Here is a 13,148-nt window from a genome sequence, read left to right as displayed (position 1 = left end):
TTCGCAATTGTTACAAAATATCGTCTCAATTAGTTGTCCTCATAATAAGAACTAGTTAGACTCGATGAATTGATTTATTACAGAAAAATAAAAATGAAGAAATTTAAATTTACATTAGTAGCAGCATCTTTGATTGCTGTACTCGGTTGTCAAGAAGCGCCGTCACAACACACAAAGTCTGAAGCTAACGCTGAGAAAACCACAGCGGTAACGGCACCTATAGCTGAAAAGATCCCACACAAGACGACCATTCACGGTCAAGAACTTGTCGATAATTATCACTGGCTACGTGACGATACTAGAAGTGACGAAAAGGTGTTGTCACACTTAAACAAAGAAAATGCCTATACCGACAGTAAGCTCGTAAATACAGAGCAACTACAACAAACCTTATTTGACGAAATTAAAAACAAAGTGGTCAAAGATGACCGCAGCGTGCCAGTATTAAACGGCAGTTATTATTATTTTAGTGCCACTAAGGGTGACAAAGAATACTTCACTTATTACCGCAGTGAACACCAAGATGGTAAAAATGCAGAAGCTATCTTTGATGCGAATATCCGCGCTGAAGGTCAAAACTATTATGGTGTCGGTGGTCTTTCCATTTCAACCAACGAAAACCTGTTAGCTTTTGCTGAAGATACATTAAGTCGTCGAATTTATACGATTCGAATCAAAGATTTAACGACAGGTAAGTTATTAGACGATACGATTGAAGGCGCTTCAGGTCCTATCGTTTGGGCAAATGACAACAAAACTATCTATTACATCAAAAAAGATCCTGTTACTTTACTTGGTTATCAGGTGTTTCGCCATACTCTAGGCACAGCACAAAGCACAGATGAATTAATTTACGAAGAAAAAGATAACAGCTATTACACCTATATCTCAAAGAGTAAAGACAAAAGCAAAATATACATTCACCATTCAAGTACCGAGGCGTCAGGTGTATCTTTACTAGACGCAGATAATGCAAAAGCAACTCCTGAGCGCTTTATCCCTAGAGAAAGTGGCCATGAATATAGCATTGCTAAACTTGGCGATTGGTATTACATCCACACCAATAAAGATGCCGTAAACTTTAAGCTGATGCGCGTTAAAGCCAGTGATGCAAGTGATATTTCAAAATGGCAAACCGTTGTACCGCACAATGCCGATGCAAAACTAGATAGCTTTGAGCTATTTAATCAGCACCTAGTTTTCGAAACACGCGAGAATGGCCTTAGCCAAATCACCGTATTAAATTTAGATAATAACGAAAGCAAGCGTTTGACCTTTAATGACCCGGCTTATGCTGTTTATTTAACGAGTAACGAAAACCTAGATGCAAATGCGGTAAGAATTGGTTATCAGAGTATGACGACCCCGGCTTCTGTGTATGATGTCGACCTTACTAGTTTAGACAAAACACTATTAAAGCAAGACAAAGTATTGGGCGATTTTGCACCTGAAAGCTACCAATCTGAACGTATTTTTATTACCGCACGTGACGGCATAAAAGTACCGGTTTCAATTGTTTATCGTAAAGATAAGTTCAAGCAAGATGGTTCTAACCCGTTACTACAATACGGTTATGGTTCATACGGTTCTAATGTTGAGCCTACTTTCTCTATAAGCCGCTTAAGCCTTTTAGACCGTGGTTTTGTCTATGCGATTGCACACATTCGTGGTTCGGAAACGCTTGGCCGCCCTTGGTATGATGATGGCAAAAAGTTAAATAAAAAGAACACCTTTAACGACTTTGTTGACGTTACAAAAGCACTCGTTGAGCAAAAATATGGTGATGCTTCACGTATTTATGCCAGAGGTGGCAGCGCGGGTGGCCTATTAATGGGTGCAGTCATTAACCAAGCGCCGGAGTTGTACGATGGTGTACATGCAGCTGTACCATTTGTTGACGTGATCAATACCATGCTAGACGAAACACTACCGCTGACCACAAATGAATACGATGAATGGGGTAATCCAAATGAGAAGACATATTTTGACTACATGCTGTCTTACTCACCTTATGATCAAGTTAAAGCGCAAGCTTATCCAAACCTGCTTGTAACCACGGGTTTGCATGATTCTCAGGTGCAGTACTTCGAGCCAGCAAAATGGGTCGCTAAGCTACGAGAATATAAAACAGATGATAATCTATTACTGTTAAAAACCGATATGGAAGCAGGCCACGGTGGTGCGTCTGGTCGCTTTAAGCGTATTCACGATGTCGCACTAAGCTATAGTTTCTTTATCGCACTCGCAGAGAATAAACTGTAGTCAACGTTCACATTATACAGAGGAGGCTTCAGCCTCCTTTGATTGCTCTTGCCCAACTATTCAACTGACTTTCTTTAGTACACATCTGCCCTAAAAAGATCTAAATAACCTGAGGTTTGGATAAGGAATGTTCCAACTCATTGTTGCTAAAGCACAACTTAGTTTTTTCCTTGTCTAGCCAGAGAGTTTTAGGGAAAACACCGCTTCCGCGTCCTGCTCTCGCTAAGGTATCTACATCCTGTAGGCAAGGCGAATTTACGCACCAATAGCTTGCTATTGGAAGTGAATTCAACGCAGTTAGCGCTAAAACTGGCTGCTAGAAAGGCATTAATTATCCGCAGCTCAGGTTAAATATACTTTAGCAGTGTCAATACCTAAGTGCTTCAATCTAAGCATTGATGAAGTATATCAAATACGTAAATATTGGGAATTTATAGCCCAAGTTCTTCGTAACACAAGTTTAGTACCCTCTCCTAACAAACTCGCTATTTGTTGGCTATATTTAAAAAATGACTACTCGTTACATAAGTGAAAAATGAATTTATTTCGCTTTGTTTTTATTTGCTGCTGTATCTCTCTGCCGCTTTTACCTAACGCTGCTCCCCATAAACCTGAATACTCAGCACCTATTAAAGTAACCATTTTGGTCGACGATGCTTACCCGCCTTATAGTTATCAAATTAACGGCGAACTTTATGGCATCTATGTAGATATAGTGAAGCAAGCTGCACGTTTGCTGAGTCATGAATATCAAGTTAATTTGCAAGCGGTACCTTGGAAGCGAGGTGTTTCCTCTATGGCATCCGGTGATGCAATGGCGTTAATGCCACCTTATATTCATATCAAAAAACGCCCCTATATCTGGCCGTATTCAATTCCTCTTCAAGAAGAGGTAGTGGTTGCCTTTTGCAATCAAGGGATCACGTTAAAGAACTTGCCTCATGTCACACCAGACAGAGTACTTAATATTGGTATTAATGCCGGTTATATCATCTTAGATGAAAGCCTAATGGAAGCGCAAAAACAAGGACTTATTCAACTTTGGGAAAACAAAAGCACACGTTCAAATATCGAAAAGCTCGCACGTGGGCGCATTGATTGTTACGTCAATGACCGCCTTTCCACTTTACTTGGTATCAATAAAATGTCGCAGATAACACCAAGTCTAAGCACCAGTAATATTGTTGAAGATAAAATAGTAATGCGTCGTACTGCCCACATTGGGTACTTAAAAGGGTTTGAAGAAAAATATCCATTTAAACAAGATTTTATCCTAAAGATGGATGCGGCATTGAGGCAGGTAATAGACAACGCAGCAGCGGCAGAAGAGTGAATCGACACGCATGATAAAACACCTGAAGCCACTGCTTTATAGAAATAAACAAAAAATAGAATAAAAAATGGATGGATCATGATTAAATTAGCAAGAAATTCGTTCGCTGCCATCGCGTTTGGATTAATAAACATTTCAAACGCACAAGCTGATGATATTGAATTTAAGTTGCAAGAGGTAGCAAAGGGCCTTCACGTGCTATTTGGGCAAGGCGGTAATATTGCGATAAGTTCAGGCTCAGATGGCGTTTACATTGTCGATGATCAGTTCGCGAAACTCAGCGAACAAATTAAAGCAAAAATCAAAACTATCCAACCCAACGCACCTGAGTTTGTGATTAATACCCATCATCATGGCGACCATACAGGAGGCAACGAAAATTTCGCACAAGCAGGCAGCCATGTTATCGCGCATCACAATGTATACAAGCGGTTAGAACAAAAACATGGTGACGGTTCTGACTACTTGCCAACCTTGACATTTGGCAGTGATATGAAACTCCACTTTAACCAAGAACATGCTCACTTGTGGCATTATCATCACGCCCATACCGATGGCGACGCAGTGATTTTTTTTGACCGAGCAAATGCCGTACATATGGGCGATATCTATTTTAATTTAGGCAGCTTACCTTTTGTCGATGTCGACAGCGGCGGTTCCTTAGATGGAGTAATTAAAGCTGTACAAGATGTGATAAAGAAAATAGACGACAAGACCACCGTCATACCTGGCCATGGCCCTGTAACAGATAAACAAAATTTACAAGATTATCTGGCACTATTACAAAAAGCTAAAACGATTATGCTAGATGCAATGAAAAATAATACAAGCTTGGAAGAAGTTGTAGCCGCTCGCCCACTACAAGTACTTAATCTTAACTATGCTAATTGGCTACCAGAAGAGCGCGTTACCACTTTATTTTATCGAAGTTTAAAATAAGCAAGCTGGAAAACACAGAATGCGATGGACAGTTTGGTAATAATAAAGCGAAGAAAACACATGTTTCAAATTCGTCCATCCCAATCAAAGTTACACTAATAAATCCGCTCAAAATTCACTCCGCTCACTTTTTAAACAAAAAAGTTGCAAACTTCATTGGACAGCGCCTTAAGAACGCTATACTATATGCAGGCTTTAGATACTTAGAGCACTTACTACTGCTGCACTGTTTTTTCTTGATACTCTTTTTTTTAAAAAGTCGTTTATAGATATACCAATGCGTTACTAGCTAAGTTTTATCTATCGCTTTATCGGTGATTTTCACCACATATTTAATTTTTTGAAAAAGGTTTCAATTATGTCTAACACAGTAAACGGCACAGTTAAGTGGTTCAACGAAGAGAAAGGTTTTGGTTTCATCACTCAAGAGAACGGCGGTAAAGACGTATTCGTACATTTCCGTGCTATCGTTTCTGACGGTTTCAAAACTTTAACTGAAGGCCAATCAGTGTCTTTCACAGTTGAAGAAGGCCAGAAAGGTCCTCAAGCAAGCAACGTAGTAGTTAACTAATACGTATTGCTCAGAGCTAGTGCCTGCACTAGCTCTACGAATTTCCTCACTCCTCACTTAGCCTTTCGGCAACATATCTGACAGTAACAACGCAATCCCCAAAAATGACATAAAACCCGCTATATCTGTAATTGTCGTAAGTACAATTGATGAAGATTGCGCAGGATCGAGTCCAAATTTTTTCAATGCTATTGGAACAATAGCGCCTGAGCTTCCCGCAATGACAAGAGACGATATCATCGCAAGCGCAATAACAAGTGCAAGACCGAGTGATTGACTCCACAAATATACGCCAATGCCACAAGTGACGGCTATTGCTATGCCATTTAGCAGACCAACCATCATTTCTTTTAGCATCACCTGATACCAGTGTCGCGTTGAAATTTCTCGTAGTGTTAAGCCTCGCATTGTTACCGCCAAAGCTTGAGCCCCTGCGTTACCCGACTGTCCAGCAGCTACTGGCAGCAAAATAGCTAAAGCGGTAACTTGAGCAATCAATCCCTCAAATGCCCCCACGACGGCTGCGGCTGCAAATGCGGTTAACAAGTTAATTTGTAACCACGGGAGCCGTTTCTTTACTGCAAACCAACTACTTGATAGAGCTTTTTCGTCTTTACTCGCACCTACCATGGTCTGCATATCACTCGCTAAATCTTCTTTGGTTGACTGATAGGCGTCAAAAAATCGGATCTGCCCAACTAGCTGTTGCTGCGCATCAAGTACCGGAATTGCTCGCACTTTGTGCCCTTCAAACGCTTCCACGACCTGATCTTTATGATCCATTACATTTAGCGTGACTCGGATCGGTGTCGCAACCTGCATTAGAGTTTTACTTGAGGAGCTTCCCACTAAAATATTGAGTGTAGTCTCGCCCACTAAATCCTGCTGTTCGTTTAACACATAGATGACATCTGGCACTTTACCGTCTAATCGCTTCAGCTGTGCAAGTACTTCTCGTAGTGTCGTATCTGAGTAAAACGCTTGAACCTTTTTGTTCATCATTCTCGCAGCGGTATTTTCAGGAAAAACCAGCAACTCACTAAGTTCATCCGCTATAGTTGAATGCTGTTCCTTTAATTGAGCAAGTAGCACCTGCAGCGCTTCCTGCGACTGTTTGTTCAATAGCCCAACCGCAATATGGCTATCTAGGCTCGCGATAAATTGTGCTTGATAATCCACAGGGAATTGCTGGAAAATTTGCTCTGCAGCTCCCGGTGGCAAATATTTCCATAACCGATAAATGATATGTTGTGCCTGCTGTTGTAATAATTCAGCGGCTTCGTTTGGAGGTAAAGTGCCAAGGAGCTGTGCACTTTTTAGCGGAAACTTACTTAAAAACTCATCACTGAGCTGCTCTACCGCTGAATCTAATGTATCTTTTGCTGCGCTCATTGCTTATTTCCCCTTGACCTTAACTGGTACCAATGTATCTAACATACTGGCAAACGAACTGGTGTAGGCATCTAATAAATCTAAAGATTCACTTGGCTTGTCTTGTGTTTCATCCATTCGGCCAAGTGCACTTCTCACTCTGTAATGTGGCAATACCCCAATAAAATCACCACTTCGATTGGCAACTGCAACCTGATCTTGTTGCGCCCAAACGGGCGATTTCAATGCACTATGCAACTCGGTATAACCACTTAGAGAAGCGACGTGAGTATCCATCAAATCTGCAATTTTCTGTTGCGGCGCTTTTCGAAGCAAATGAGTTAGTGACAACTGACCGACCACATGGCGATGCTGATTTACCACATAAACTAGCGCAAACCCGATATAGTCACGCTTTTTTAAGCGCAGTAGTGACTCCTCAACCGTCATTGTTTCTTCAAGAATTAATACGTCCGTCTCAACCCACGCTCCCACAGTATAATCAGGGTAGCTAATTAACATCTTACAGAGAGTTTGTCGTCTTACTGAAATGAGATTAAGAAAACGTGCAAGTTCTTCCTCCTGTAAATGCCTTAAGATAGCAGCAATATCAGCCAACTTCATTTTGCCAAGCCATCTCGCAATATCCACATCCGTTTGCGTTATCAGAATTTCCGCTGCACTGCGGGGCTGCATGACTTTAAGCACGTTTAAAGCAACTTCATTTGGTAACGTTTTTAGTAACTCGGCAGCGATATCTGGCGTTTGCAAAGAAAGTAAGCGCGCGGCACCTGCAGGCTCCTCTTGTAAAAAGTGTTGCGCAATTTTGAGGTTTAACGCTGACATAGAGCCTCCCTACTGCTTACTTGAATGACTGTGTGTCGCGGTAATATGTGCCGAGTCCTTTAAAAATTGCCTTGCCGGTATTAGGGTTCTCCCTTTTTGAGTTTCAATCACTAACATCGTTGCTGTGATTTCGGTGAGCGTACCTGAAACGCCAGCAATTTCAATTTGATCGTTAATTCGACAGTGACGCAGCGCTTGTTTTGCCGCGACGGTATTTGCGATTAACTCTCGACTCCCAAGGCCAAAGGCCAATGCAACTCCTGCACACAATACGCCTGTCAGCACCACCACCATATTGGTCACAAATTGAATATTGATCCCTAATTGCTCAATACCTATTACCGTTGCAGTAAATAGAATCGCGAGCTTGGCTATGTTACCCGCGACTTCGACTCGCGCAAACCCTACAGACTGCGCACCGGCTCTTGCCATGGCACTGGCCAGATTGCCAAGCAAATAACCACCAACAATAATAAATATCCCAGCGAGGAGGTTTGGTAGGTAACTAAGTAACGAAGAGATCCAATCACTGAAGAAGTTTAAGCCAAGGCTGGATGTGGCTGCTGCGATAAAAAACATCATCGTGACCCAAAACACGGTTTTCCCTATTAATCGAGCGTGTTTTAGATTTAGCTGAAGCGTTTGTTCGGTTTGCACTCGTTGACTTAAACCCACCAATGCACGATTGCAAAGCTTAAATAACGAAATAGTTAGCTTGCTCAATAGCCAAGCCACCACCCAACCGACAAGCAGCATGAGTGCCGCGCCCAATAGTTGCGGCGTATGAGTAACAAGTTGATTGATTAATTGCTCGTAACTGGCAGATAAGGCCTGTTGCCAATTATCAAAGGTATCCCCGGTGGCCATGTACACTCCTGAATTCGCTGAAACAACTTACTTTTAAATCAATACATTCATTGTTATCACAGTGTTAGCCGTTGTCCAGAGAATTCCCCAAAGTCCTAAATATTTACACTACTAACAATACATTTGGGAACATTTTCACGTGAGTGGAAGCAATGAAGGCGCAAAAACAAGTACCGTCTTTGCGCCCTAGTGACTTCTTCAAATTGAGTAATGTGATTATCTAAACTGGACCGTTTCTCGCTCACCCATCTCTTCCGGTTCCACATTTTTGCCCACGGCTAGTTTTAATAAGCCGCTCAAGTCAGGGCTAACATGCCAAATTTCAGCATCATCCAGTTCAAAACGGAGCATGATAAGCTCGGGGTCATCTTTACCCTTTTCAAACCAGCTCTCGGCTTGTCTTGACCAATGGGCATCAAGTACGTCTTGTCGCGTTTCTTCAATTAAGTGTCCGCGAATGCAAGCGAATACATTATGCCCTTTACTGGAAAATTGAGCAGTCGCTTTACCACACTTGGCAATACGATTTGTTTTACTGGTAAAAAACCAAAACTCGCCATTGGCGTCTTTATCCAACTGTGCGCGCATTGGCTCATGGTGATTATTGTCATCACTCAAACCAATCATCACATTGGGGCTGCTGTCTAGCGCTTCCCAAAAAGTCTTCTTTATATCTGACATTATCTTCTCCTTATGTATACCAATTCGCGTCTGTTTGAAACGGCACAAACCCACTCTTTCGATTAATTGATAGTATCTTGTTGCAGAGCCTCAATGATTGCTTCATTAAAAGCATCAAGATCATTTGGATTACGACTCGTGATCAAGTTGTCGTCTACCGCAACTTTAAGGTCAATCCAGTCTGCGCCTGCATTTTTAAGATCTGTTTTGATACTTGGGAAAGAGGTAAGCGTTTTACCTTCTACCAGCTGCGCTTCGATTAGCAGCCAAGGACCGTGGCATATCGCCGCGATTGGACGCTTATTCCCAAACTGTGAAAAGGCCTGAATAAATTTAACCGCAGATTTTTCCTGCCTTAGTTTGTCGGGGTTAAACAACCCGCCTGGTAAAACGAGCCCCGCATATTTACTGGGTATGGCTTCATCCAAGGTTAAATCAACGGCGACTTTCTCACCCCAACGGTCTTCATTCCAAGCGGTAATATCACCCTTGTTTAATGAAATGACATCAACATTAAATCCAGCGCTTTCAAGCGCCTGCTTAGGTTTAATCAGCTCACTTTGTTCGAACCCGTCAGTGGCTAAGATCGCGACTGAAATATTGTCTGACTCCGTCATCATTCTCTCCTTCAATACGTTGCTGATGTAGAGATAGAAGCACATGCAGAATCAATACCACTACATAAGCTTATGAAATATATAAATATTCAAAATTAATGTATTGATTGGGTGTAATCTTTACAGAACTGAGGAGTGTAAATCTGGACTAGGTTAGCCCTAGTCCATCTTTACTATAATGAAGAGATAGAGGTTGAGTTTGTGCCAAACTCAAACACGTTCAACTTTCCGCATTGAGCAAAGTGATTATTGCTCGTATATGGCGTGTCTTGTTGGTTAATATCCCCTTCCCAACCTTGACCATTTTTAACGAATGCTTTTACTTCAAACCAACCGTTGAATGTCTTGCTACAGTCCATTTCTACTTCCAGCAACCAGTAATGTGCTCCCCATTGATTGAGTGACATGACGCCAAAACCATCGCTATCGTAACGCTTTTCCGCGCCCCAGTTAGCTGGCCAAATATTGGTTGTCCAATCCAGCGGACTCCCTTGGGCATCACTAGACTGCCCAGTTTCAGCCGCTAGCCAATCCAATCTAGTATCAGCCACTTTCCAAGCCGAAGTTGTCATGCTTCGCATATTCAAATGCTTGATAGGTAAAGAGCAAAGAGTAGGATCGGCGCCGCAATCAATCCCACGCTGCAATGCTGCGGCATGATCAAGACCACCTCGAACGAACATATCCTGACCAGATTGAGTTTCGGCTTTAATAAAAACTAATGTGCGTTGCCATTCACCGGTCTCTGGTGGCGTAGCCAGTTTACTTTGATGATGAATGGCTATGGCATCCATAGCAGCTAAATTAATTTGTGCGTAACCATTGGTATCAACTTCGATGCTTCTACCCGCGCAGTTTTCTTGGCCGATACCTCCACTTAGCACATCACAATAGGTTCCGGCAGAAAGCCCCGTTTGCAGGCTTTGGACCATGCTAGAAGATTCGCGGTTAATGGCGACAAAGCCTAAATCACCTCGAGAAAATGCAATTTGGTTATTACCATTGTCCCACCAATTTGCCACCGTCCAATTGCCATTAGTATGATTTCTAAACTGCATTGCACCTGCAATCATTGGGCGACGATGCTCACACTGCCATAATTGACTGGAACAATTGAGGTTACCACTTTGATGAACAGGGACCGATGGGCCACCAGCATCAGTGTCGCCATTAAATTCATAACTAGACATCACTTTAGGATAACCATAAGGGTATGCCAGCATAAATACATTCGCTAAATCATACAGTTTACCATCATGAAAGGTAACGATAGAGCCTGCACCACCGTGCCCGCGTTGGTTGTCATGGTTGTCTGTAAATACCACGGCTTTATAACTTGGCATCATACCCCAAGCTTCGCCAAAGCTTTTTAACCAAGCCAATTTGCCTTGCTTAAATGTCTCGCTCAGTTTAATGCTGTATTTAAACTCGGTGACTAAACCATTTTGATGATATTCAGAAGCAGAAACCGCCTCGCCTCCTTGATCAATTACCTCTTGGAAAACGACCGCGGGTTGATTTAGCTTGGCTAACACATCACCAATATCACTTGCGGGCATGTGCTTGCTTGCATCTAACCTAAACCCTGCCACGCCCAGAGACTGTAAATCGTTCAAAAAGCCCGCTAGGGTATTTTGTACGTAGCTCGCATCGGTGTCTAAATCATGAAGCCCTACGAGTTCGCAGTGCTGTACTCGCCATGCATTATTACCGTAGTCTTCAGGGTTTATTGCACAGGTCTCATGAAAATCTTGTGGACTATAGATAGGATATTGTTTGTTGCCAAAAGTGTTACCCGCAACTCCGGTGCCGCTGCCATGAGCCATGTGATTTATAACGGCATCAACATAGATGTCTACTCCGGCAGATTTACACCTCGCGACCATATCGGCAAATTCGGCTCGACTACCACTACGACTCGCAATCTCATAGCTCACTGGCTGATAACGAGTCCACCATTGGTCCCCTGTAATATGCTCATTGGGTGGTGATACTTGCACTGCCGCGTAGCCATTTGGCCCCAAAAACGTTTCACACTCTGTAGCAACATCAGCCCAAGACCATTCGAATAAATGAACGAATGTTGTTGGGTCGCCTTCAGCGGCATGTGTAGGTGTAACGCAACTGGATGCTAACAACACTCCCGCTGCAATTTGGTTTAGTTTTATATTTTTCATTATTGCGCCTCTTATTCACACAAGATTAACAATATAGAATTCCTAGCTAAACAATCTATTGAATACGTATGCATAAGATCATCGATGTTCGACTACTGAACGATAATTTGAGGCTTTAAAAAGCGAGTTTAATAAGGTGACACGCTTGCTTACACTTTAAGCAGCGTAAGCGCTTGAACTCATTTTGGAGAAAATGTAGTTTCAATTGGTCTTTGAAGTAGACAGCTTCAAGTACAGATATAAATAATAACAATATGGATAAACGATGCTAAATCGAATCAAATCAGGGCTCATGATTGTTGGGCTCTTCTGTGCTCACGTCAGTGCACAATCTCAATCACTTGAGTTAGAAGCCGTTTCGGTCTCAAAGAATGTCTATAGCGTAATATCTCCTTTTTATGGCAGACCAACAGTTGAAAATAAAGGGTGGAATTCAAACAGTCATTTTATTATTACGAATCAAGGTGTGTTAGTGTTCGATTCTGGTTCATCCGAGCACATTGGTAACGCTATTATCTCAGCAGTTAAACGTGTAACTGAACAGCCAATTCGCTGGGTAGTCAACTCTCATAGCCATGCCGATCATTGGCTTGGTAATGCCGCTTTTGCAAAACTCGGGGCAGAGCTTATCTCCACCTCTTTGTCCGCTGAGACGATGAAAAGCGATGGGCCGGTTGATGTTAAGGCGTTTTTTAATATGACTAAAGGCGCAACTGGTGAGAGCACACTCGCCATCCCTACCTCAATCATTTTACATCAACAAGCCCGTACGTTTGGTGATACTGAAGTTGAATTTGTGTTCGCCAACGATGGCCATTCGCCAGGTGATGTTATGCTTTGGCTACCCAAACAACGCATTCTAATTGGAGGTGACGTAGTAAACTCCAACTTTATGCCCATCATGACACCTAGAGGTAACATTACCCAGCTCATTTCGGTACTCAAAGAAGTGGAGCAATTAAGCCCTCTCCTCGTACTAACCGGACACGGGGAAAATACCTCGGTGAAATCAGTTTCTAGAGATATTCAATTTTTAACTTATGCCTCGAATGCAGTACATGAAGCACTAGTAAAAGGTACAACGCCAGCAAAGATACAAGAATCATTACAAGCTACATTGCGTACAAAGTTCGGTAAAGCGTATCAAGATTTTGATACCAGTATTTCGTACCTATTGGAAATGATGATTGATAAACAACGGCTTCAGTTTTCTCCAACAACATAAATATAACAACAGAGGAAGTTGATGTAGCTTTGAAAGTAACAACACAGCCAGCCTCCTCTAGTCAAAAATGAATGCCAACCCAATAATTGACATTAACAAAACGAACGATATTAAACCAGACCAATTAATAACTTTATTCATCAAATTATATTGAAATATTGTTAATAAATTTGTTCCATTAAATTTTTACGAAAAAACAATTGCAAAAATAAGAACAAAAACCCTATAAGTCCCTGTTTTAGGTGACGGTTTTTAATAA

General features: G+C 42.0%; 11 protein-coding genes. 5 read left to right on the top strand and 6 right to left on the bottom strand.

What is annotated here, in order from left to right:
• Positions 1 to 93: 93 nt before the first annotated feature.
• The 4 genes from MHN30_RS21425 (at position 94) to MHN30_RS21410 (ending at position 5,105) form a co-directional block, all read left to right on the top strand.
• A complete protein-coding gene (locus MHN30_RS21425; RefSeq protein WP_239361077.1) occupies positions 94 to 2,262 on the top strand; it encodes a S9 family peptidase in 2,169 nt (722 codons plus the stop codon).
• A gap of 535 nt (positions 2,263 to 2,797) precedes the next feature.
• On the top strand, positions 2,798 to 3,595 hold the full coding sequence (locus tag MHN30_RS21420) for a transporter substrate-binding domain-containing protein (protein WP_239361076.1): 798 nt from the start codon (positions 2,798 to 2,800) through the stop codon (positions 3,593 to 3,595).
• A 78-nt stretch (positions 3,596 to 3,673) separates the two neighbouring features.
• Positions 3,674 to 4,534, top strand: a complete 861-nt coding sequence (locus MHN30_RS21415) for an MBL fold metallo-hydrolase (protein WP_239361075.1) — start codon at positions 3,674 to 3,676, stop codon at positions 4,532 to 4,534.
• A 358-nt stretch (positions 4,535 to 4,892) separates the two neighbouring features.
• Positions 4,893 to 5,105 carry a cold-shock protein gene (locus tag MHN30_RS21410; RefSeq protein WP_010369631.1) on the top strand — a complete coding sequence of 71 codons (213 nt, stop codon included), beginning with the start codon at positions 4,893 to 4,895 and terminating at the stop codon, positions 5,103 to 5,105.
• A gap of 57 nt (positions 5,106 to 5,162) precedes the next feature.
• Here the strand turns inward: MHN30_RS21410 and MHN30_RS21405 are convergent, their stop codons facing one another.
• The 6 genes from MHN30_RS21405 to MHN30_RS21380 all read right to left on the bottom strand — a co-directional run bounded on the left by MHN30_RS21405 (position 5,163) and on the right by MHN30_RS21380 (position 11,664).
• The gene (locus MHN30_RS21405; RefSeq protein WP_222243909.1) at positions 5,163 to 6,497 is read right to left on the bottom strand and encodes a magnesium transporter; all 1,335 of its coding nucleotides are present in this window, start codon (positions 6,495 to 6,497) and stop codon (positions 5,163 to 5,165) included.
• A 3-nt stretch (positions 6,498 to 6,500) separates the two neighbouring features.
• A complete protein-coding gene (locus MHN30_RS21400; RefSeq protein WP_239361074.1) occupies positions 6,501 to 7,322 on the bottom strand; it encodes a CBS domain-containing protein in 822 nt (273 codons plus the stop codon).
• Between the two features lie 9 nt (positions 7,323 to 7,331).
• Positions 7,332 to 8,189: a mechanosensitive ion channel domain-containing protein gene (locus MHN30_RS21395; RefSeq protein ID WP_130165940.1), complete on the bottom strand. Its 858-nt coding sequence runs from the start codon at positions 8,187 to 8,189 to the stop codon at positions 7,332 to 7,334.
• 216 nt (positions 8,190 to 8,405) lie between these two features.
• Positions 8,406 to 8,870, bottom strand: a complete 465-nt coding sequence (locus tag MHN30_RS21390) for a pyridoxamine 5'-phosphate oxidase family protein (protein ID WP_039491276.1) — start codon at positions 8,868 to 8,870, stop codon at positions 8,406 to 8,408.
• Positions 8,871 to 8,932: 62 nt separating this feature from the next.
• A complete protein-coding gene (locus tag MHN30_RS21385; RefSeq protein ID WP_045988043.1) occupies positions 8,933 to 9,487 on the bottom strand; it encodes a type 1 glutamine amidotransferase domain-containing protein in 555 nt (184 codons plus the stop codon).
• A gap of 173 nt (positions 9,488 to 9,660) precedes the next feature.
• Positions 9,661 to 11,664 carry an alpha-amylase family protein gene (locus tag MHN30_RS21380; protein WP_130165939.1) on the bottom strand — a complete coding sequence of 668 codons (2,004 nt, stop codon included), beginning with the start codon at positions 11,662 to 11,664 and terminating at the stop codon, positions 9,661 to 9,663.
• Between the two features lie 265 nt (positions 11,665 to 11,929).
• Here MHN30_RS21380 and MHN30_RS21375 point away from each other — a divergent pair, with 265 nt between their 5' ends.
• Positions 11,930 to 12,889, top strand: a complete 960-nt coding sequence (locus MHN30_RS21375) for an MBL fold metallo-hydrolase (RefSeq protein ID WP_130165938.1) — start codon at positions 11,930 to 11,932, stop codon at positions 12,887 to 12,889.
• The last annotated feature ends 259 nt before the right edge of the window (positions 12,890 to 13,148 follow it).

It is taken from the genome of Pseudoalteromonas sp. OF7H-1 (assembly GCF_022347825.1).
Classification (GTDB): Bacteria; Pseudomonadota; Gammaproteobacteria; order Enterobacterales; family Alteromonadaceae; genus Pseudoalteromonas; species Pseudoalteromonas maricaloris.
The sequence above is the reverse complement of the archived record's forward strand: the minus strand, read 5'-3'. Positions and strand labels throughout refer to the sequence as shown.